The sequence below is a fragment of the Desulfomonile tiedjei DSM 6799 genome (assembly GCF_000266945.1).
Classification (GTDB): domain Bacteria; phylum Desulfobacterota; class Desulfomonilia; order Desulfomonilales; family Desulfomonilaceae; genus Desulfomonile; species Desulfomonile tiedjei.
This window is the reverse complement of record NC_018025.1, coordinates 4,824,611-4,846,850: the sequence shown is the minus strand read 5'-3', so window position 1 is coordinate 4,846,850 and position 22,240 is coordinate 4,824,611. Positions and strand designations below refer to the sequence as shown.

The following is a 22,240-nucleotide window of genomic DNA, read 5'->3' as shown; positions in this document are numbered from 1 at the left end:
GTATTACGGTAAAGCAAGTCTCATACCAAACCGGAAATGAGGAGATCAGAGGGAAAAAGGGTAGGTATTACAGTGTAATAGGAGGTTAGCAAAAAACACGCACATTCGGGGCCATGCTGAATGTGTGCGGTTATCTGACACCAGCTCTCTCTTGGTTAGCTTTTGCCTGAAAACCGAGCAAAAGGTGTCAGATAAATGCAACAATAGTCTACAAGGTGGTGCGATCGTCTGACACTATCCCGAAGCGACGGATGTGCCGATGCATCGAATCACGAGAAATCCCAAGCAGCCGTGCCGCTGCTTTCCGATTTCCCTTGCAGCGTCGAAGCGCTTCTCTGCAAAGTGATTCCGTCACGAGATCGCTCATTTTCTTGAGAGTCCCGTCGGTCGGAAAACCGATCCGCATCGTCCATTCGTGTCCGGAAGCATCTTCGCCCGTTGAGAGGGCCACCCGGAAGTCCCCGTCCTGCGACAACATCAGTGACCGTTCCAGCACGTTACGCAGTTCACGGATATTTCCCGGCCAGTGATAGCGGGCAAGAGCTTCCAGGTCTTCTGAAGAAATCTCGCGAATTCCGGGGAGTTGCATTTCAACAGTCAATTTTTTCAGAAGAGATCGGGCGATAATCGGTATATCCTCAACCCGTTGGCGGAGAGGCGGAACGACTATGGGAAACACGTTCAACCGGTAGAAAAGCGCAGGTAGGAAACGCCCGGTTTGCACCTCTGTTTCAAGATTCCGGTGAGTGGCTGCGATGAGACGGGCATCGACGCGAATGCTCTTGTTGCCGCCAACCCTCAGGTACGATCGAGTATCCAGAAACGTCAGCAGTTTGGATTGCATAGCAAGGGATAGCTCACCGATTTCGTTTAAGAGCAGGGTTCCGCCTTCCGCCAATTCCAGGAGCCCTTTTTTCTTGCCTCGTGCCCCGGTGAACGCACCGTGCTCGTGTCCGAAAAGCTCGGATTCCGCCAGTTCCGGCGAAATCGCAGCGCAGTTCAAGGCGAAGAACGGGCCGTCAACCCGTCGGGAGTGATCGTGTATCCAGCGAGCGAGGTAATCTTTTCCGCTTCCGCTCTCGCCCTGTAGCAGTATGATGCTATCCGTGGTGGATGCAAAAAAAGCCTTGTTCACTACTTCACGCATTGCTTCGGAGCGATAATCTTCCGCACACTCCTGCATGTCCCAGCTAAGCCGTTTGCGCTCGGTAATATTGCGGGCGATTCCACAGATTCCGACAACTTCATTCGTATGATTTCTCAGAGGCACCCTGATGTCATGAAAGGTTAAATAGACTCCGTCCACCGGCCTGGTATGCTCTTCTTCCAGAGATTGTCCCTGGAGCACCCGGCGGTCCCACTGGCGAATGGTTCTTCCTGCTTCTTCCCCGTAGATGTCCTCCGCTGTTTGTCCCAGAATTTCGGAAGCCGGTCTTCCCAGGAGTTTTTCCACAGCCGGATTCACATACGTAAACCGCAGGGAAGCATCTTGGATGAAAATGCAATCCGGAACGCTTTCTACCACGGCTCGGAAGAGCGCATGGCTTTTATGCATCTCTTCTTCGGCTTGTTTTCGCCTGGTCTCGTCACTGTATACGGTGACGAGTTCGCCTGAAGGGAGCCTGTAGACAAAGTGATCCCGCCATCCTTCAAGCCGGTCGTCCTTGTACCTGGTTACAGGATAATCGACAGGCTTACCGGTGCGCCACACTGTCCGAAAGACATCCAGGAGGCCGAATTCTTCCAGGCCTGGCAACACCTTGAGAACACTTTTTCCAATGGCTCTATCGCGTTTGATCTTTTCGATCCGTTCTGCCGCACGGTTCATATCCACAATGATGAAATCGCTGCCGTTCTGTTCGGGTCTGAGAATAACCACCCCATTCTGCATATATTCAAACAGAGCCTTCAGTCGGGCTTGCGCGAGTATGAGAGCCTGTTGGATCTGGGCATCCGTGTTCTCTCCAGTGGGGGTGATGTTTTCGGGGGAAGCCTGTTTCACGTGCGTATTGGCTTTCACGGGACTCTTTTCCTTCGCGTGCCTCGTCATCGCCTGTCATGACCTGCACCGATTATTCATTTCTTTCAGGATGGTACAGACTAAACCGGACAGAGGTTCTTTTGCAATGGGTTAGAAGAATGGTCTCCCGAAGGCTCTGAGATTTCCGAAAACAAAGACCGCTGCCGTTACTGACCGTACAATTCTCTCCCGGCGTTTCGCTTTCATCAGTAATTTTCTGGACTAACTTTATTTGCGTCGTGTATATCTTAATGAGCTTTATTCTTGGTTTGGGAACTCGATTCGGCTACGTCTGGTTTCAGAGGCTATAGATGGAAAAAACCAAAATCAAAGCGAGCGAGGTAGTGAGAGACATACGAGCCGGCATGGACGACACGGCTCTTATGGAGAAATACCATCTTTCTGCTGATAAGTTGATGAATTTACTCAATCAACTGGTTGATAAAGGACTCCTCTTTCAGGACGAGTTGGATGACAGGGTACAACTGTTTGAAGCTACCGTAGAGCTCATTCTTCAATTCCCGGCTTTCGACGATTCTCAGAAGAAGAAATACAATGAGCTGCTCATTCATGCAGCGCGGACCGGAAACGCGAAGGAGACGGAACGTCTTCTCAATAACGGAGCGGACGTGAATGCACGCGGCAAGTGGGGCATGACTCCCATCATCTGGGCTGCTTCAAAAGGGCACAAACGGATTGTAGATCTGCTCCTCAGACGCGGTGCGAACGTGAACACAAGGGCTGAAAACGGCAGTAGTGCTCTCATGTGGAGTTGCTTTTCCGGCAACACTGAAATCGCCGAAATCCTCATTAACAGGGGAGCTGACGTCAATGCGAAAGCCGTTTCCGGCCGGACTGCGCTGATTTCCGCCTGCCACAACGGTCATTTTGAAACGGTGCACCTGCTCCTGAGAAAAGGGGCGGACCCCAATCTCAGGGAAAATCAGGGCAAGAACGCCCTGGCATACGCAAATGAAAAGGGCCATCAGTCGGTGGTGGCCATGTTGACCAGGCACGGGGCGCAGTAATAATTCTGGAGAAATCCGAGAAGTCTGTGCTATCTGTGTTTTACAGATTTTTCGCATTTGTGCTGTGCAAAAATGCGTAGCATATTCTTGCCTGCAATCGTCAGTCGCAATAAATATCCTTCTTTCTTCCTCAAAGAGTTCGGAAATATGGCTTCTCGGGTATGAACAATCAACCGAGTACGTACAAATGGATCGGAATAGGTGACCTGAACGGGTTTTTCGGACTCATGTTCGATAACATCGCCGTCCTGTCCTTTCTGGCAGGAACTCTGATCGTTGTTTTCAACTTTCCTGCAGAAATAGTTTACAGATACATGTTTCCAGGGACCACATTCGGAGTTCTGGTAGGAGATCTTCTCTATACCTGGATGGCTTTCCGACTAGCCCGAAAAACCGGAAATCCCGATGTGACTGCCATGCCTCTCGGTCTGGATACGCCTTCAACTATCGGAATTGCTCTTACTGTGCTGGGGCCGGCATTCATTGCATTGAAGCAGAATGGATTTTCGCCTCAAGACGCCGCAATCATGACCTGGCACATCGGAACAGCCACCATGGTCATGATCGGTATCGTAAAAGTAGTCCTTTCCTTTTGCGGCAACTGGATTCAAAGAGTAGTGCCGCGGGCAGGGCTCCTGGGATCTCTTGCCGGAGTAGGGGTGGCTCTCATCGGGTTCTTCCCGCTGGTGGATATTTTCAGCATGCCGGTGGTGGGCACGATCGCTCTGGGGCTCGTGCTGTATTCAGCTATTGCGGGAATCGAGCTGCCTGGGAAAATTCCGGGAGTGTTGACTGCCGTCATTTTGGGAACAGTCCTGTACCATGGGTACTATCTCGGAGGATTCGCCGGAATCGAATCTCAAGCGTACACCGTGCCCAAACTCGCGTTTCATCCGGGTCTTCCCGCTCCGAGTTTGGGATTTCTGGAGGGGATTGTTCCCGCGCTCAAGTATCTACCCATTGCCGTTCCATTTGGGATTCTCACCATAGTCGGGGGCATAAATGTAACGGAAAGCGCCCGAGTAGCAGGAGATGGATTCGATACGCGGAAAATCCTGCTCACCGAAGCGGTTGCCACACTGATTGCAGGTATTTGCGGCGGTGTGGCCCAGTCGTGCCCGTACATCGGTCACCCTGCATACAAACGCATGGGATCGAGAGCGGGGTACACTCTGCTCACCGGAATTTTCGTAGGACTTGGGGGCATGTTGGGTTATGTCTCGTTTATTGTCGAACTCATCCCACGTGCTGTGCTCGCTCCGATACTCGTTTTCATATGCCTGGAGATAACGGCTCAGGCGTTTGTCCACAGCCCCCGCCGTCATGCGTCCGCAGTGGTGCTGGCTATCTTGCCGACGATTGCACGTCTTTTGTCGATCCAGTATGAAAATCCTGAAATCGTTTCCACACAGCAACTCCATCATCTGTTGAACAAGGCGGGAAGTGGATTGCCGGAAATCCTCGTGACCGTTGCTCTGGGGAATGGTTTCATTTTGACGGGTATGCTCTGGGGCGCTTTTCTCGCTGAAATGATAGATCGAAGATTGAGGAATTGTGCGATCTACCTCTTCATTCTCGCTGTGCTTACTTTCTTCGGAATCATCCATTCCTCCTCTCTACAGGCAAACGTGTATTTCCCTTGGCTGCTTACCGGTCTGGAACAACAGATACCGTATCAGTTCACCCTGGCATATCTGGTTTTAGGGATGATGGTACTATTGGCTTCGTTAACGCAAAAAGATGAAGGACCACGGGAATAGCGACTGATACGGACTTGCAGTCAAGATATTTCTCATTGAGGAGGTAACACGGACCTACAGGGCAGGTCCGTGGCACCCAAATATTGGTAGGGACCGGCGTCCCTTGTATGTTTCTGTCCATGAAGTACTGAATCTCTGGAACCGGTACCGAGCTGAGGGGAGGGGCTGATACTGGATCAATGATACGAGGTACTTCAAAAAATAGGACTCTTGGTTGCCAAGATATAAGAGTCCTGATAGAGGGGGGATGCACGTCTGTCAGACTCTCTGCAGGAGTCGGGCAGAGGCACCGGTAGATCGTTCGTCCCTTGGTCCTCTGAGACTGCCCGGCAGCTGGATCACCGGAGGCCTTCGTGTAAAAAGCCCGAACAGTCGCCTGGACTCGTTGAGAAGTCCGTATCCACAAGGGTGGGATGTTACACATGCATGAAGAAGTTTTTGTTGGCATAGATATCTCTAAAGATCAGTTGGATGCGCATGTGCTGCCAAAAGGCATGCACACCACCGTCAAGAATGACACTCAAGGCATCGACTCGCTGATTGAGATCCTCCACGCAGAGACCCCCATGGTAATCGTGATGGAAGCCACCGGAGGCTACGAGATAACCGTTGCGGCCCAGTTAGGTCTCGCCGGCCTGCCGATCGCTGTCGTCAACCCTGGTCAGGTGCGGGACTTTGCTAAAGGCATCGGAAAACTCGCCAAGACAGACGCCATCGATGCTTATGTGCTGGCACGCTTTGCCCAAACGGTTAGGCCCATACCGAAGCCGCTGCCAACGGAGGACGAAAAGCAAATCAAGGAACTCGTAACACGTCGAAAGCAGCTTGTTGATTTGCGTGCATCAGAAAAGAATCGCCTCCATCGAGCCCGTTCCAATCGCGTGCAGCGCAGCATTCAAACGGTCATAGCAGCCCTAGATAAGGAAATCGAAGACATCGATAAAGATGTCGATGACCTTATCAGGAAATCGCCTCTGTGGCGTGAAACAGAGGAACTCCTCCGAACCTTCAAAGGCGTGGGCCCCATAACTGCCAGAGTGCTCATGGCAAAACTGCCCGAACTGGGACATGTCAGCCGTCATGAAATCAGTCGCCTCGTCGGCCTGGCGCCTCTCAACAAAGACAGCGGAAAGAAGAAAGGCAAGCGCGAGATTTCGGGTGGACGGGCGGATGTACGCTCAACCCTGTATATGGCTGCAGTCGCGGCCATAACGTCCAATGTAGTCATCAAGCCTTTCTATCAACGCCTCATTGAGGCTGGAAAACCTTTCAAGGTTGCCATCACGGCTTGTATGCGTAAGATGATCGTCATCCTAAACGCAATGCTCAAGAAAAAACAGCCTTTCCAGGTAGTTTTTCCTTGACAAGAAACACAGTCGCTGCCGGTCCATTCTATCGATATCATCGATCATATTGAATATGTGCCGGCACGGAGGCACGGCACCCACCAATATTCCTAATCTTCAATCGGTCACTAATTTTGGCAACTGCTATAGCATCTTGACCGCAAATCCGTGTGAACAGGTTCGAAAGTAAAATCGGGGTACCTGTTCAGGAAGGTACCCCGATTCCTGCTGCCTGAGATTCGGTTCTTGTTACTTCGAGACTTGTCGCACCCGTCTCGTCCGGGATTCCGGTTGAGAAAGGCAATCGAATTATATTGAGCAGAATTCATGGAGAATTCAGGAATGCTCAACGTAGGCTCATCTAGACGGCTTCAACACTCTTCACGGCGGGAACGCGTTCTTTGAGGATTCTCTCGATACCCATTTTGAGGGTCATCTGGCTCATGGGGCAACCGCCGCATGCACCCTTAAGGCGTAATTTCACGATTCCTTCCGGGGTGACATCAACTATTTCCGCGTCTCCACCGTCAGCCTGAAGCTGCGGTCTGACCAAATCAAGTGCTGCCTGAATTTCCTCTCTCATTATGTGCTCCTTTCAGCGTGCTCCGTACGTCAAAAGAACTTACTATATACTCCATTTTTGATGCGAACCAACAAAAAAAGGGTTCATCGGTGAAATGGATTAACACCCGTAATTGCGTGAAGATATCCGCGATATCAGCCCCGCAGTTTCTTCGGATCTCCGGAAGGCAAACCGAGTTCCCGTGCTCTCAGCACCCGTCTCAGCAATTTACCGGAAAGCGTTCTGGGAAGTTCGTCCAGAAACTCGATTTCTCCCAAGGGAATTTCGGAATGCAGGTTTGTTCTGACAAAAGCTTTTATCTCGTAATTCAGGCGTACTGAGGCTGCATAGCCCTTTGCGATCTTCACAAAGGCTTTCACCTCCACTCTGCCCTTATCATTCGGTTTCGAGATTGCTCCTGCTTCTGCAACTGCCGGATGCATGCACAGTACCTGCTCCACTTCGTACGGCCCGACAAATGTCTGACCTGCTTTTATGAGATCGTCATTTCGGCCTTCATGGTAATAATAACCATCCTCGTCCTTTATTACCATGTCACCGGTCAAGAACCATTCTTCGGAAAAGTACGCCGCGAACCGTTCATCATCGTTCCACACCGCTTGCATCATGGAAGGCCAGGGAACTTTAAGCGCTAACTCTCCGAGAGTCAGAATCGAGAGAGGCTCGCCTTGCGGGTCAAGAACTGCAGCCTCAATCCCGGGAACAGGTTTACCCATGGAACCGGGCTTGATCTGCTGCGATGGAAAATTCGCGATGCAAATCATACCGGTTTCCGTCATCCACCATGTGTCGTGTGGTGAGTGTTTCAGATTCTCCCTCACCCAATAGAACAGCTCAGGTGATAGCGCCTCGCCTACGGTAGCAATATGCCTCAGATCGGAAAAATCGTACCTGCCGGGTAAATCCGCGCCGGCTTCCATGAGTCTCCTGATGGACTGCGGAGTGGTGTACCATACATTGACCTTATATTTCTCGATGGTCCTGTACCAACTCGAGGCAGAAAAAGGATTACCTTGAATAACAGAAGCCGCTCCACACAACCAGGGAGCAAACGCTCCGTACACCGTACCTGTGACCCACGCAGGATCGCCGTCAGTCCATAACACAGAGCGCTCGTTCAGGTCCAACACCCAGCGTGCAGTAATCAGATGTCCCGCCATGTCCTGGTGAGCGTGGACCACCCCTTTCGGAGGTCCTGTGGAACCCGAAGTGTAAAGCAAATAGAGAGGAGTATTCTCGGCAACCCATTTTACGGAATGCTCGGAAGACATGTACTGCATCATGGATTCCAGTTCCACTTCGGAGGGGAACAGGCCGGGGGTAGGTCCGTCTGTAAGCAGTATGCATTTGAGATACTCGGATGATTCCGACGGAAGTCTTTCCACGAGATGTGGATGGGTGATGATACCTCGCGGCTGCGCGTTGTTGAATCTCCAGTGCAGTTCTTCAAAGTTGAGGGTGGTGTACAAATTGGAAAAGATAACGCCTATTCGAGCGCATGCGAGCATTGCGTAGTAGATTTCCGGGCAGGGAGGGAGGAATATGAAGAAACGGTCGCCGATCTTAAACCCGAATTTCAGGAGCAGATTTGTCAGCCGACACGATCTTTCTTTCAGATCTTTGAACGTGATCGTCTCAACAACATCAGCCCTTTCGATAATCAGGGCCGTATTGTCTGCTGTGGCAGGATTGTCTGCCCAGCGATCGACCGCTTCGTACGCAATGTTGACGTAGCCTTCATGGTCTGTTGTGAACTCTTTCTTCACCTGTTCCCATGAAAAGCTCTTGTAGGCGTCATAGTACGATTTCAGATTTGCATTGGAATTTTCAGGTTTGACTCGGGCCTTGATCATTGCTGTCTCGTTTACATGAAACTCAAAGCGTCAGGAAGCCCATATTCCGAATTTTCCGTGCAGGTGTAATGCCTTTGCCACAAGTTCGGATCCTGCTTTCGTCTTGACCGTAGGAATTCTGTTCCTTCGGCCCTCGAAAGTCAACACACGAAGCACTTCCCTCACAGAACTCACCAGAGCCCACAGATCGTATCCACCTTCCAGGGAGAGGAGAATCGGAGCGCTCTTCGCTGCATCGCTGAACTGCAGAATCATCTGCATCAGCCATCCGTAAGCATTTTCACTCAGCCTGGTTCGTCCCAACGGGTCTTTTTCATGCGCATCGAAACCCGCGGCAATCAGAATGAGCTCGGGTTTCCATCTGCGAACAATTCTACCCACGAGTTCACGGTAGACATGAATAATGTCGTTATCGGTCATTTCCTTCGGAACCGGCAGATTTACATTGTACCCTAAGCCTTCAGATTCACCGAATTCGTCCCAGTCGCCGGTATGAGGGTACCACCCGCGGTAATGAGATGAAAAGTAGAGAACCCTATTCTCTCCGTAGAAAAGATCCTGGAGCGCATTACCATGATGAATGTCCCAGTCGACGATAAGGATTCGCTTGAGGCCGTACGTCTCTATGGCATACTTGGCGGTTACGCCGAGATTGTTGAAAATGCAGAATCCTCCGGCGCGATCCGTCAACGCGTGATGTCCGGGCGGTCGGACCAGACAGAAGCACGCCCTGAAGCGGCCTTCCATGAGAGCCTCCAAAGCCTTCAGACATCCGCCCACTGCAAGCCACGCAGCAAGGTAGGTGTTGGCGCTCACCGGAGTATCCGGAGCGAGGTTGGTGAACTCTTTTCCGGCAGTGCTCATGATCTGCTTTATATATTGGGGTGTGTGCACCAATTCCAATTGTTCCAGGGTAGCGCTTTGAGGCTCGACAAATGTTACTACATCCTTGAACTCTTTATCGACAAGTCGGTAGAGACTCCGAAGCCGGTTTGGACTTTCCGGATGAACGAGGCCGGGTCTGTGTTCCATGTAACGAGTGTCTTTAATGAGCCCTATTGGTAACAAAAAAACCTCACAATTCTTTCAGCATGGTTCGTTCCCTGTCGCCTTCATCACAGAATTGAAAACCGGCATTCTTGTACATGCGTATAGCCCGAAAATTGTAGGCTTCCACAGTAAGCCATAGTTGGTGAATTCCCAATGCTATGGCCCGATTGATAGCGATCCGCGTCAGAACAGTCCCCACTCCGCGGTTCTGATACTGTCCGAGAACGAAAATCAAGTATTCGGCATCGTTTCGTTCAAGATCCGGGATCAAAACGCTGTGCCCGGCGACTTTGCCCAGTTTCCATGCAGCAAAATTGTCGCCTGTCTGAAAGAGTGCTTCCACCCAGCGGTGGCGGGCACTCGCGTTGGCAGGGGGCAATCCTTGCGTGACCGCTTTGGGCGTGAACTCGTCGTACATTTCTATGATGTCCGATACATTCGTACCCGAGCACGACCCTGCCTCGAACGGTTCTCCCAATTTATCAAGATACTGCGCAAGCGTACCGGGTGTCATCTCCCATTCCGTTTGCATTCAGGAAAAGTGTGAAAGGACATCTTCGTCAAAAAAGGTCCCCCGGTTTTCCTTTCCTGCCTGCGAAATTTTGGCGACCCGTGTCCCGTTACTTAGTGTGGCTCTGATCTTACCCGCATGATGCCGTAGAATCACGACAGTAGTCTAATAATAGCATACCGGAAGTCGAATTTGCGTTGTTTTAACTCAAGATTGTGCGATTACCATATTTCTCCGATTTGTACGAACGAAAGGAAACAAATCATTTGAGGCGGCACTTTTGGTTGGCTTACTATAGCGGATGACATAATTTCTGAACTTTTGAACACATTGTGCTTTAAAAGAACGGTGGGGGCCGGCGTCCCTGCCGGCCCCGAACCGGTTGATTTTTATTTGAAAAATGTGCCGGCACGGAGGCACGGCACCTACCAATTAACGAGAAATACTTTTCGCAATTGGACACTGTTTTATGCACTTGCTATATACGTTCATGGAGCATTTCAGAGATGAAGATACGACTTCAGATTGATTCGATGCTATTTTGCAGCCATTACAGGAGGTATACGATGATTCGACAGGTTGAATATTTTGAAAAACCGGGCAAAGAAAATACCCGCAGATGTGTGGAGATTGTCTCGGACCTCGTCAACGAAGGCTTTTCTCATGTCGTAGTTGCGACTACGGGAGGCCAGACTGCGCTGGCTGTCTCCGAGTATCTCCAGGGAAAAGACGTAAACATTGTCGCAGTCACTCACAATATCGGGTACGCGGGCCCGAACCAGGACGAGTGTCCACTGGAAGTACGACAGGAATTAACTAATCGCGGGGTGAAAATTTTCACTGGAACCATTTTGTCACGCGGCATAGAAGCAGCCCTCATGAAGAAACACCAGGGGGTCTATCCTGCCTATATTGTAGCGCAAAGCCTGCGTCTCTTCTGCCAGGGAATAAAAGTATGTGTAGAGTGCGCTGTGGAGGCTTGCGATGCAGGACTTATACCTGAAGGACCGGACATAGTAGCCATGGCGGGAACAGGACGGGGCGCGGATACCGTCGCTGTGCTGGTGGCGCATCCGTCCGATCGATTTTTTGATGTAAAGATAAAACAGATTTTGGCGAAACCTCTGTAGACTCGGTTTCATCGTCATCCAAGATTCTCTAAAAGCAGTTCATATAAGTGAATATTTGTCTATTGTGGCATTTACTTGAATCTGGTTGACACGCATGTTTTTGCGTGTACAAGTATGTAAGTCACATCTCGGCCGAGCAGGAGGCGCACATGGGGGAGAGCGTTTTAACGGGCAAGAGAATCCTGGCAGTTGACGATGAACCTGACATCCTCGATGTTTTGGAGGAAGAGCTCGACAGGTTTGGAGTCAAGATGGACAGGGCACTGAGTTACGAAGGCGGAATTCAGTTGCTTACTTCTTGCACCTATGATTTGGTCATTCTGGACATCATGGGTGTTCGGGGTTTTGAACTCCTGGAAGTCGCGGTCCTCAAGAAATTCCCGGTAGTGATGCTTACTGCACATGCACTGAGCCCTCAGGCTCTCAAAAAGTCCATCGAACTTGGAGCGCGAGCGTACATCCCCAAAGATGACATAGAGCACATTGTCCCCTTCCTCGAAGATGTTCAAACCCTCAGTTATGAGTCAGCCTGGCTCAAGACACTCAAAAGACTCGGTGAATTCTTTGGAACCCGGTTCGGCCCGAACTGGAGAAAATCGGAAAAAGAATTCTGGGAAAATTTCGAAAAGACCTTGGAAATGAAGGAATCTACGATCATCAAGAATTGAAGTATTACTGCAAGAATAGATTCAGATGAGGAATTGGAGTTAAAGACTCCAAGGCGTCCTACCAGTCTGCTCTTTAGCATCCCCAACAATTTGCCTCTCTTGACACGCGGCCAAGCCCGTGAGAAACATCAGCCATATCGCTACGCGGATTCAAAAGAGAATCAACGTGAGATTCCCTGAGCAGTCTTTCATTCCGCAGATCTGTATCGAATTCGCGTGGTCGTACCTATACGAGGACTGACTCTACATGAAAAGATTACGATTTCTCTCAATACTCTTAGTAAGCGCTGTATTCCTTGTCGGGCAGTTCGCTTACTTCGCGGATCAAGGTTTAGCGGCAAGCCGGGGCTTTTCGGGCTCGCGAGGGTCCGGGTTCGGCAGGAGCGCTCCCTGGTCCTCGCCAACTCAGAAAACATGGAATCGAAGTGGAGGAGGTCTTTTCGGCCAGGAGCGTGGTTCTTCGGGGTACAGCAAACCTTCTCTCGGACAACGTCCCGGTGCGTATCAGCAACCTCCCCAAAGCAGCGGCTCTTCATCGTCAGGATACTCGAAACCGTCTCTGGGGGGAGGGGCTCCCGTATCGCCTCGTCCTGAAACCGGGAAATTCAGCTATCCAGGCACGGGAAGTTCACAGACCCCGTCCTCTTCGGGATATTCCAAACCTTCCCTGGGGTCAGGCCAACCGCCATCGGTTAGCTCCGGTTCCGGGGGATATTCGAAACCAACTCCGGCTGAGGTCTCACGGCCGGGGGCGAGCACCTCGGGAGGTTACACAAAACCGTCACCATCTCCCGAACAGGGCAAGTTCACCGGTGGATCCCGGTTTGACCGGCAGACCGTGAACCAGCTCGAAAAAAAGAAGGCTCAGGAATCGCTCGAAAGGTACAAGGCTGAACAGAGCAAATTCCAAAAACCCGCGTACAAAGTGGAGGGTGTGGAATCAAATCCCCTGTATCAAAAGGCAAAGAACTACTCTGGGTTTGATTACGGCACTTATTACGGGAACAGGGACAATTTTTACAGACAACAAAACTGGGCCCCACCGTCTTATGCTTTCGGAAGCTCACCCGCTTTCGGCCTGTTCAGCGGCATGTTCCTTTACTGGATGTTGGACCATATCGGCAATAAAAGTGTTGCTGCGACAGCGTACAATCATTGGAACGATCCCGGATTTCAAAAATGGAGAGACGAAGTCGGGACCCTTGCCAAAGATAACCCTGAGCTGAAATCCAAGCTGGATGAAATGGACAAGCAGGTAAAAGCATTGCAGGGTACCCCGAAAGACCCTGCTTACCTGCCGCCGGGAGTGCCTCCGGAAGTAGCTCTTGCTGGAAGTGTGCTTGCGACAAAGAAACCTGAAAAACCTGTCTTGAGGATTGCAACCGGCCGAGAAGGAGGCTGGTACGACCGTTTTGGCGTGAAACTCGCCGAGACCGCGCAGACGCTGCAAGTGGAAAGTATCCGTACGGAAGGATCTCTGGACAACTTGAGGATGCTTGCGGAAGGCAAGGCTGACATGGCAATCGTCCAATCCGACGTTTTGGCGATTATGGACAAGAAATTACAGGGAAAAGACCTGATCTCTGAACAGAGCAGCTTATACCTGGAGTATGCGCAACTCATAGCAAACAGGGATAGCGGGATAAAATCCGTGCAGGATATCGATCCGTCCAAGAATGTCGTCCTCGTGGGACCGAAGGGGTCAGGTACCGCGCTGACGTGGGAAGCCCTCGGATACTTGGATAAACGATACCAGAAGATACCGTTCCAGTATTCGGATTATGATTCAGCCTTGAGCGAAGTGCAGAAGAACAGCAAAGCGCTCATGCTCTTTGTGGGAGGCCTGAACAGTGATTTTCTCAAGAAAGCGGAAAGTGTAGCGGAAAAATCGGGAAATCTCCGGCTGGTCACTCTGGATGACCGTCATTTTGCCAGAAGAGCGGATAAGCACGGGAATTCAATTTATCGGTTCGCGGAAATTCAGTCCGACATTTATCCGAGTCTTCAGAAAGGATGGTTTTTCAGTGGTGATGTTCGGACTCTTGCCGTCCAAGCGGTTGTCGTGTTGAGGACCGAATGGGCTCGGAAGTTCGGTCCCGAAGCCATGGATGCACTGTCCAAAGCAATCTTGACAGTGAAACCTGACATTCAGAAGCTCGCGAATAGAACTCAATGATCGGCTGATTTGCTTTCAGAACACTCCACAAAGGAGGATATATGGCAGAAACCTGGAACCTTCTGAGAAGGATGGGACAAAAGAAGATCGACCAATATAAGGAATCCTTTCAAAGAAGCGGTCGGGAACGCGTGGACAAGGACTTGCCTCTGGGCATTCGCATGAGCGGAATAGTTGAGATTCCCCAGGTTGACTTCATTCTGGGCGGTGATCAACTAAAGATTAAACATCCCGGCGACGCGAATGTCGTGATTTCGTACGGGCATTTCCCTGTGGGTGATTCGGTTGTTCACAGGTTTTACCTGGATGCGTCTGGAATGGTTTACGTGCTGCAGATCGTAACGGACAGAACGAACACTGTGGAAGAATGTAAGCTCTTCATGCCCTATGATGAAGTGATTCCGGATGATTGGGAATTCTGGCTGGGCGAGCGTGATGGATATATCGGATACGAAATATTCGATATCAAAGACGGCACCAGGTATTTTCGAGTTTGGGACAGCGACCGAAAAACGGTCGTGGAACAGGACGACCAAGGTAATCAAATCACGCGGATACCGCCCATGGAATACATGGAGACGGTATATCTTTCCCCCTGGGGTGAAGAAAGCGAAACAGTCAAGTATGATTCCATGCTTTACGGCCGCCAGGTGAACGAGAACCTGGACGAGTACTTGCTGCTCTCGGCAGTGAGTGAAAAAGATGGAGCTTCAGTTCAGATCATGGTGGGAATCGAGCTCCAACCGGCATCGATCAAAGTAATCTGACCAAGGATCAAGGAGGCTTAGGAATGGGAGGAATTTTTGGATTTCTCAAGAATTTCGGCAGAAACAAACTCAACCAGACAACTGAAAGTATTACCCAGAAAATAGTGGCATGGGACCCGGAAACGGCTTCCCAGGCTGAGATCGAGACAATGATCGAAGAACTGGACAGGCTTACCATAGAGGCCGGAAAAGCCAAATCTCAGTACGATCGGGAAAAGGCCGAATCTGAAGCAATTCAGAAGAACTACGATCGCTATATAGCTGCAGCCGACGTCCTGAACGGCCAGCTTGGAGCGGCGCAGGGATCCGGCGACGAAGGAAAGACCAAGGAGCTTGGCACCAGCCTTGAAAAGCTTCTCCAGGATCTGGAAGAGATGAAACCCGAAGTGGACAGGGAAGCTCAGGAAGCTGAGGAGGCGCGTGAATATTATGAGGAACTCAAGAGCCTTGCGGAAACAGCCGCGCAGAAAGTGAGAACCGCGCGGGCGCAGCTCGATAAGGCCAAACGTGACATGAAGCGCGCAGAAATCGAGCAGCAACGTGCAAACGCCAAGGCTGAAAGAGCCGAACAATTGGCAGGTCTGAAGAAAGAGACATCCAGCCTCGGTGTTGCTCTCAATGCCATGAACAAGCAGGCTGAAGAAGCACGGGCATCAGCCGCTGCCGCGGAGATGAAAGCAAAACTCCTGAGCCCCGAAACACAGGTGAAAGATGCCAATATAGAAGCAGCACTCAAAACCGTGACGCAGGAAACAAAGGGTCCGGATGCGAGTCTCTCGGAAAGGCTTGCTGCTCTCCGACGGAAATAGCTGTTTAAGGACGGGAATGAGGATGGGGATTTCTCTGTAATGTCCTGAAATCTAATGGGCTTCTTTGGGGTGAGAACAGGGAATCTCCAGTTCATTCCGGTGCGATAGGTCTGCCGAATATTGCGAAACATCACAGGACGAGAGTTTTTCCTCTTCGGTAGTGGCTGGCGTCCCTGCCAGCCCAACAATTCCCATTAAAGGTTCATTGCGAGGAGTTGGCCGAGACCAGGAGGCCACAGGGGGATGACCTAGCGGTATCCTCAGGGAAGTGCGAATGGCCGGCAGGGACGCCGGCCACCACCAACAGAATTGTCGCTGCACAATAGGTTTGGCCACACGGAGATTGACGGCAATGGCTCGCTGTTGGATGCCGGGGCTTCGGGGCCTAATGAGTCCCGGAAGTCCTTGCGCTGATACTGTAGCCACCTGCCTGATTGGGGAATAATGGCAAAATCGGCTGATCGGGGGAAAACGCGTCGCAAATTCCGGGTAAGTCTGTATTGAGCGCAATTCTTACAGCCTGGCCTACATCAGATACGAAATGCAGAATCATGCCCTCTTTGACATAATCCGGTAAGTCTCGTAAATGCGGCTCGTTTCTCTTGGGGAGGATTACTTCACGAATGCCTGCACGACGCGCTGCGAGAAGCTTTTCTTTCACACCGCCCACTGCCAGGACTCTACCTCTAAGGGTTACTTCCCCGGTCATGGCAACATCCCGGCGAATCGGAATGCCCGTGAAAAACGATGAGAGCGCCACAGCGATGGTTACTCCTGCCGATGGACCGTCTTTCGGTATGGCACCTGCCGGAACGTGAATGTGGAGATCGGTTTCTCCGAGCAGATGATCGTCTAATCCGTAAAAACTGCAATTATTTCTCAGATAGCTCAATGCTGCTCTGGCCGACTCTTGCATGACTTCGCCCAGAGAGCCGGTCATGGTGAGATTCTTTTGACCTCTGAACCCGGTGACTTCAATGAAAATGATGTCTCCACCATGTTCTGTCCAGGCAAGGCCTGTGGCAATTCCAATTTGATCGGTCTCTTCCGCGAGATCGAAGAAAAAGCGTTGCGGTCCGAGAAGCTCTTCTACTACCTGAGGAGTGACTTCTTCTCTGAGAGGGAGTTCCATGGACACATCTCGAGCCAACTTCCTGAAGACCGATCCGATTTCGCGCTCCAGATTGCGGACTCCGGCTTCTCGCGTGAATCCCCTGATTACAAAACCGATGGCATCGGATGTTATGGTAAAAGGATAGTCGCTAATGCCGTTTTCTTCTTTTGCTTTGCGAACGAGAAACTTTTCCGCTATGACCTGCTTTTCTTCGTCCGTGTACCCGGATATACGAATTATCTCCATACGGTCTCGCAAAGGCGCCGGAATCGGGTCCAACTGGTTTGCAGTGCAAATAAACATCACACTACTAAGATCGAAGGGAATATCCAGGTAATGATCTCCAAAAGCGTTGTTCTGCTCCGGATCCAGTACTTCGAGCAAGGCACAAGCAGGATCGCCTCGGAAATCCTGTCCGATTTTGTCCACTTCATCGAGCATGAATACAGGATTTCGCGTTCCGGCTCGCCTGAGTTCTTGGATGATCCGGCCGGTCATGGCACCGATATAGGTACGTCTGTGACCTCTGATTTCGGCCTCGTCACGCATTCCTCCCAAAGAAATGCGTATAAACTTTCGGCCCAGAGCACGTGCAATCGATCTGCCGAGTGATGTCTTGCCAACTCCGGGAGGTCCGACCAGGCACAGGATAGGGCCTTTATTGTGTTCCCTGAGTTTGTGCACAGCCAAAAACTCGAGAATTCTGTCTTTCACGTCGTGAAGATTGTAGTGATCTTCTTCGAGAATTTCCTGAGCGCGATTGATGTCCAGGTTATCTTGCGTGGTCACGTTCCACGGCAAAGAGGTCAGCACCTCCAAATAGGTCCGGGAAACAGTATACTCCGGAGAATGTGGAGGAATTCTCTCAAGCCGCTGGAGTTCGCGGGTTGCCACTTCGACGGCTTCGTCAGGCATGCCGGAATTTCGGACTTTTTCCTCGAATTCTTTGATTTCCGATAGATGAGGATCGTCGGGAGCGGAAAGATCCTTCTGGAGGGATCGGATTTGATGTCTCAAGCCCATTTCCCTCTGTCTTCGCATGAGACCCGAATTTGCAGCAGGTTCACCGAGGCCCTGTAATTTAGGCTGCAGGTTCTGAATATCCGCATGCAGGTACGAAAAGACTTTTCTTAGCCGTGCAATGGGATCCTCAATTTCCAGAAGATTCTGTTTTATCTCTGCTTTCAGAGAAAGATAGACAGCTATCAAATCGGCCAGTTTACCCGGATCGTCCGCTCGTTCCACCATGGACATGGAATGATCGCTGACAGGCCTGCCTAATGTGAGACTGACTTTGAACAGCGCTGCCACACTTCGAACAAAGGAATCCAGCAGTTCCTGCGGCTCGGACACTTCTTCGAGTCGAGTGACCTCTCCCATGAGATACGGTTCGGACTGAGTCTGTCGGACGAGCCTGATCCGGCATACGCCGTCGGCAATGGCCTTGATACCACCGTTATCAAGCCGAACGACTTGCTGAATCCGGGCAAGTGTACCTACCAGAGAAATCTCTTCCGAAGCCAATCCAAGACGACTGCGAGTTTTTTGGTAGAAAAGGCCGACGAGATTGTCCACTCCTGCAACGGATTCAGCGAGTTTGACTACCCGGGATCCTTTCAGGAAAAGCGGGACCATTACGTTAGGAAAAACGACCATGTCCCTCAACGGAAGAATAGGCACAATCGAAGGAAAATTTCCCACCAACTTGGCTGAGTTCATGTGTACGCCACACCCATCCCATGAGAAAATAGAACTAGAGTAAAACAAATGTTATAAGATTGATGTGGCTAACATACCTGATTTTCATAGAAAAGTCAAGATGGATAACCGGGACAGCATGTTTCGTAAACTATAATAAACTGAATCATACACTTTAGTTTGCAAAATTAAATCGTTATTTAATAGAGCTCACAATTTATATTAAGTTCGCTATTCTGAATTCAACACAACCGAATAGCATCTGAACACGTATTACAATGAATCAAGCAAACGGATTCACATGCCTGCACGGGTAAATTACTGGCATTCTCGGCCGTGGGTGCATATAGGAGTTAACCAAGATTAATGTCCGATTGAGGATAGGAGTGTTGGTGGGTGCCCGCTTCTGTGCCGGCACATCTTCAATATGATCAATGATATCGATATAATGGACCGGCAGGGACGCCAGTCTCCACTAATATCTTGTGTCCGAGCGCATAAATGTCAGAATTTTTGGCAATTGCACTGCCTATGTTTCAGCCACGACGTGTCCCCCCTGGATCGTTTTTTTGGTCATGTGGTTGATGAGGCAGATTCAATGCGGATTTTCGAGAAGATAATCGTATACGAAATAATCCGCCAACGCGTCGAGTTCCTTTTCCAGCTTCCTGGGCAGAGTAGTTTGATTTGCGAAACCACCCGCTCCAACTTCCCACGTAGTCCCTATTGTCCTGATATCGTGACTTCTCACCGGCTTCACAATTTCGTCGAGACGCATGGTTACCCGGTAATGGTACAAATCCTCAGACGCGGTTATCGCAATGTACACGTTCAGCCACGGGTTTCCGGGAGGTTCAGGCACATTGCCTATTCCCAGAGCCCTTATACCGGAATCGAGCAGCTTGATGACAAGAGCATCCTGCAAGTGTTGTCGCAGCAATCCACTTTCTTCTACTTCTTCCGCAATGTCGTGGACCCAGACCGTCATTGCGTCCAAACCTTTGAGGACTTTTCGAAAGCGTTTGGTGTGCTTCATGCAAATTTCCGTTTCTCGAGAATCACCGTCTAGTCTTACTCAGATCGACGACATCCAGGTCTACGCCGGCTAGATTGCTTCCACGCAGGTTGGCCTCACTCAAATCCGCGCCGGTCAGATTGGCTTCCGACAGATCCGCTCCAGAGAGATCTGCTCCAGCTAGTATTGCTCCCGACAAATCAGCCATCATGAGGGCGGCCTTGGACAAATTGGCCACGGTGAGCACTGCCTTTGACAAATTTGTCCCGACTAGGGTTGCTCCTCCCAGATCGGCCCAGAACAAGTCGGCGCCGGTCAAACTGGCAAGAGTGAGGTCGCTCTTGGAGAGATTTGCCTGGGATAAATCTGCTCCGTCCAGGGTGGCAAGAGTGAGACGGGCCCAGTACAAGTCTGCGTTAATTAACGTGGAATTCACCAGATCTGCGGCCGTTAAGTCGGCTCCGGTAAGGTTGGTTTCCGTGAGATCGCTTCCCGTGAGCGTGGCAGCAACAAGAACAGCAGTCGTCAAGTTGCTCCCCGTAAGATCGGAGTCGGCAAAATTCGTCTTCGTAAGGTTTGCTCGGGAAAAATTGCATCGCATGAATTTCATCCCTGACAGATTCAATGACGACAGGTCGACCTGTGAAAGTTCTGCCTCGGAAAAATCGTCTCCCGGCCGCGCCTTCTCCCGCAACAACGATTTGATCGATACTGCCTCCCCGGAGACGATCACGGATGACGAGAAGCGATTTCTGATCTCACGATTCAAGATTCACCAGCTAGAAAAAGTCAGATACCATTTCGTTGAATGCGAACGACCGACCCTGGCGGGGAACGGCTGTGACGGGGCTGCGCGACCGCCAAATGCAGTTTCAGGAATACATATCATCGGCAGAACGATCTGTATTCTCGTCACGGGATTCATAAGGCTTGCCCCGGCGATGTCAACGTACCTGCAGAAAGTCGTGGACAGCCGCTATGACTTTAGACCTCTGGGCATCTGTCAGTCCGGGAAAAACAGGGAGCGCAAGAACCTCATGTGCAGCCTTTTCGCTTTCCGGCAGACTGCCTTCAGCACATCCCAGATTTTGAAAGCACTCCTGCAAATGAAGAGGAATAGGATAATACACAGCGGTTCCGATTCCCTTATTACCGAGGTATTCCTGAAGTCGGTCTCGATCTCGCACTCGAATCACATACTGATTAAAGACATGTTTTCTTTGAGGAGCTTGGACCGGAATACTAAGCAGGTCTCGCTCCTGCAGATCGGCAAACGCTGCGGAATACGCACCGGCATTCGCAACGCGCTGCAGATGCCACTGTTCCAGATAAGATAACTTCACGGTCAGTGCTGCCGCCTGAATCGCGTCCAAACGGAAGTTTCCACCGACCATGGAATGGTAATACCTGCGACTTGCTCCGTGCTCGCGAAGCAGGCGAATTCGGTCTGCAAGCTCAGGATCATTGGTGATAACCATGCCGGCATCTCCAATGCTTCCCAGGTTCTTGGACGGAAAGAATGAAAAACATCCTGTATCGCCAAATGTTCCCGCTTTGCGGCCGTTGAATTCCGCCCCAATGGCTTGAGCAGCGTCTTCAACCACTTTGAGGCCGTATTTTTCAGAAATGCCGGCAATGGCGTTCATGTCGGCGCATTGCCCGAAGAGATGCACGGGAATGACAGCTTTGGTGCGTTTCGTTATCAGGCGCTCCACAGATCGGACATCCAGATTAAACGTACCGGGCTCTATATCACAGAATACCGGCTGCGCACCGATCCGACGAACCGATCCCGCAGTGGAGAAGAACGTGAAACTCGGAACTATTACTTCATCCCCGTTTCCTATGCCCAGCGCCATGAGCGATACTATGAGCGCATCCGTGCCGGAAGAGACGCCCACGGCAAAAGAAGCTCCGCAATATGCAGCCGCTTCACGTTCAAAACGCTCGACCTCGGGACCCCCGATGAAACGGTTTGACTCCAAAACGGAAACAACTGCTTGCCGGAGGTGTTCCCTGATGGGTTGATGTATAGGCTCGAGATCCAAGAGCGGTACCCTGAGGTTATCGTCGAAATCAGTCATGAACGCCTTCTCTATTCTTTCGATATGTTTCTGCGGGCATGAGATCCCGAATGTGGGGAGAAGATACTCCAACGAGCAAAAAAAAACCTCTCCATTACCTGAAGAGGCCTTTTCTCTTAAAATCGAAATGTATTATACGGTGTTGCGGGCTTGAAAAGCACCTATAACACGTATTATTTCTTTTTGGCTTTCTTGGCAACCTTCTTGGCTGCAGCAGGCTTGGAGTCGGGGCATTTTTCAATGGTCATCCAGCTACCGGACCACTTGATAACGGGGGCGCAGGGGCCACAAAGTTTTTCCATGCCTTTGGCTTTGCCTTTGCACAGAACTTTGTCTTTGCAGGGGATCGGTTTGCATACGGGCATTTCATAGCAGCCCCAGTCCATAGCGAACACGGATCCTGCCAGCGCCAATGAGGTCATGAGAACTACCAGCATTACCAACGACTTCTTCATCCTAAACCCTCCTTAAATGAAGCATCTCCAATACAGAGTTGTTAGACCAAAATTTTCGCCACCGTAGCACGCCTTTCAGCCTCTTGTCAAGAAAAATCCCCTCACGCTGCGGCCCGGTGTAAAACCTTTTTAAAATCAAATGGACAAGTGCTCTTGCCATGCTCGTCCGTAGT

18 protein-coding genes are annotated in these 22,240 nt (G+C 50.7%); 8 read left to right on the top strand and 10 right to left on the bottom strand.

From position 1 onward, the window contains the following. Positions 1-208: 208 nt before the first annotated feature. Complete coding sequence (locus tag DESTI_RS29205) at positions 209-2,020, bottom strand: sigma-54-dependent Fis family transcriptional regulator (protein WP_052316077.1); 1,812 nt, start codon at positions 2,018-2,020, stop codon at positions 209-211. A 311-nt stretch (positions 2,021-2,331) separates the two neighbouring features. On the opposite strand from DESTI_RS29205, the gene DESTI_RS20675 reads away from it, so the two are divergent. From DESTI_RS20675 to DESTI_RS20665, 3 genes are all read left to right on the top strand, one after another. Then, entirely contained in the window at positions 2,332-3,048 is a 717-nt protein-coding gene (locus DESTI_RS20675) for an ankyrin repeat domain-containing protein (RefSeq protein ID WP_014811927.1), read from the top strand. Positions 3,049-3,209: 161 nt separating this feature from the next. Then, positions 3,210-4,808, top strand: coding sequence for a hypothetical protein (locus DESTI_RS20670; RefSeq protein WP_014811926.1), 1,599 nt, complete (start codon positions 3,210-3,212; stop codon positions 4,806-4,808). 422 nt (positions 4,809-5,230) lie between these two features. Then, the gene (locus DESTI_RS20665; RefSeq protein WP_014809154.1) at positions 5,231-6,172 is read left to right on the top strand and encodes an IS110 family RNA-guided transposase; all 942 of its coding nucleotides are present in this window, start codon (positions 5,231-5,233) and stop codon (positions 6,170-6,172) included. A 343-nt stretch (positions 6,173-6,515) separates the two neighbouring features. Here the strand turns inward: DESTI_RS20665 and DESTI_RS20660 are convergent, their stop codons facing one another. The 4 genes from DESTI_RS20660 to DESTI_RS20645 all read right to left on the bottom strand — a co-directional run bounded on the left by DESTI_RS20660 (position 6,516) and on the right by DESTI_RS20645 (position 10,154). Continuing rightward, entirely contained in the window at positions 6,516-6,737 is a 222-nt protein-coding gene (locus DESTI_RS20660) for a NifU family protein (protein WP_014811925.1), read from the bottom strand. Between the two features lie 134 nt (positions 6,738-6,871). Then, a complete protein-coding gene (locus DESTI_RS20655; RefSeq protein WP_014811924.1) occupies positions 6,872-8,590 on the bottom strand; it encodes an AMP-binding protein in 1,719 nt (572 codons plus the stop codon). A 30-nt stretch (positions 8,591-8,620) separates the two neighbouring features. Next, complete coding sequence (locus DESTI_RS20650; RefSeq protein WP_083846986.1) at positions 8,621-9,622, bottom strand: histone deacetylase family protein; 1,002 nt, start codon at positions 9,620-9,622, stop codon at positions 8,621-8,623. 43 nt (positions 9,623-9,665) lie between these two features. Next, positions 9,666-10,154 carry a GNAT family N-acetyltransferase gene (locus tag DESTI_RS20645; RefSeq protein ID WP_014811922.1) on the bottom strand — a complete coding sequence of 163 codons (489 nt, stop codon included), beginning with the start codon at positions 10,152-10,154 and terminating at the stop codon, positions 9,666-9,668. Positions 10,155-10,717: 563 nt separating this feature from the next. On the opposite strand from DESTI_RS20645, the gene DESTI_RS20640 reads away from it, so the two are divergent. The 5 genes from DESTI_RS20640 (at position 10,718) to DESTI_RS20615 (ending at position 15,701) form a co-directional block, all read left to right on the top strand. After that, the gene (locus DESTI_RS20640) at positions 10,718-11,281 is read left to right on the top strand and encodes a pyruvate kinase alpha/beta domain-containing protein (protein WP_014811921.1); all 564 of its coding nucleotides are present in this window, start codon (positions 10,718-10,720) and stop codon (positions 11,279-11,281) included. Positions 11,282-11,430: 149 nt separating this feature from the next. Further along, positions 11,431-11,949, top strand: a complete 519-nt coding sequence (locus DESTI_RS20635) for a response regulator (protein ID WP_014811920.1) — start codon at positions 11,431-11,433, stop codon at positions 11,947-11,949. Between the two features lie 247 nt (positions 11,950-12,196). Next, complete coding sequence (locus tag DESTI_RS20625) at positions 12,197-14,125, top strand: TAXI family TRAP transporter solute-binding subunit (protein ID WP_014811919.1); 1,929 nt, start codon at positions 12,197-12,199, stop codon at positions 14,123-14,125. 41 nt (positions 14,126-14,166) lie between these two features. After that, positions 14,167-14,892, top strand: coding sequence for a YjfK family protein (locus DESTI_RS20620; protein ID WP_014811918.1), 726 nt, complete (start codon positions 14,167-14,169; stop codon positions 14,890-14,892). 23 nt (positions 14,893-14,915) lie between these two features. Then, complete coding sequence (locus tag DESTI_RS20615) at positions 14,916-15,701, top strand: hypothetical protein (RefSeq protein WP_014811917.1); 786 nt, start codon at positions 14,916-14,918, stop codon at positions 15,699-15,701. A 385-nt stretch (positions 15,702-16,086) separates the two neighbouring features. On the opposite strand, the gene lon is transcribed toward DESTI_RS20615, so the two are convergent. The 5 genes from lon to DESTI_RS20590 all read right to left on the bottom strand — a co-directional run bounded on the left by lon (position 16,087) and on the right by DESTI_RS20590 (position 22,067). Then, positions 16,087-18,534, bottom strand: a complete 2,448-nt coding sequence (lon, locus tag DESTI_RS20610) for an endopeptidase La (protein WP_014811916.1) — start codon at positions 18,532-18,534, stop codon at positions 16,087-16,089. Positions 18,535-19,108: 574 nt separating this feature from the next. Next, positions 19,109-19,549 (bottom strand): hypothetical protein, encoded by a 441-nt coding sequence (locus DESTI_RS30915; RefSeq protein WP_014811915.1) that lies wholly within the window; start codon positions 19,547-19,549, stop codon positions 19,109-19,111. A gap of 22 nt (positions 19,550-19,571) precedes the next feature. Further along, a complete protein-coding gene (locus DESTI_RS20600; RefSeq protein ID WP_014811914.1) occupies positions 19,572-20,297 on the bottom strand; it encodes a pentapeptide repeat-containing protein in 726 nt (241 codons plus the stop codon). A gap of 175 nt (positions 20,298-20,472) precedes the next feature. Beyond that, positions 20,473-21,612, bottom strand: a complete 1,140-nt coding sequence (locus tag DESTI_RS20595) for a DegT/DnrJ/EryC1/StrS family aminotransferase (RefSeq protein ID WP_014811913.1) — start codon at positions 21,610-21,612, stop codon at positions 20,473-20,475. Positions 21,613-21,785: 173 nt separating this feature from the next. Continuing rightward, positions 21,786-22,067: a hypothetical protein gene (locus DESTI_RS20590; RefSeq protein WP_014811912.1), complete on the bottom strand. Its 282-nt coding sequence runs from the start codon at positions 22,065-22,067 to the stop codon at positions 21,786-21,788. Positions 22,068-22,240: the final 173 nt, after the last annotated feature.